This window comes from Vibrio sp. 10N.222.52.C12, assembly GCF_041474215.1.
Taxonomy (GTDB): domain Bacteria; phylum Pseudomonadota; class Gammaproteobacteria; order Enterobacterales; family Vibrionaceae; genus Vibrio; species Vibrio crassostreae_C.
The window spans coordinates 1-236 of sequence record NZ_JBFRTR010000239.1; the positions used below are offsets into that span (position 1 = coordinate 1).

1 tRNA gene is annotated in these 236 nt (G+C 41.9%); it reads left to right on the plus strand.

Features of this window, described 5'->3' with window-relative positions:
* The first annotated feature begins 84 nt into the window (after positions 1-84).
* Positions 85-160 (plus strand) — tRNA-Ala (locus AB4623_RS24080).
* The last annotated feature ends 76 nt before the right edge of the window (positions 161-236 follow it).

The window sequence follows — 236 nt, forward strand, 5'->3', positions numbered from 1 at the left end:
CTCCTTATACGAAGATATCTTCGATGAGTACCCACACAGATTGATGGTTTAGATAAGTTAAGAGTAGGAAATACTTTTCCAGATGGGGCTATAGCTCAGCTGGGAGAGCGCCTCGCTGGCAGCGAGGAGGTCTGCGGTTCGATCCCGCATAGCTCCACCATCTTTAAGTGTTCTTCCTTAAGAATCTTTAAAAATGGTTATTTCTTTTGAAATATCTAGCTCTTTAACAATTTGGA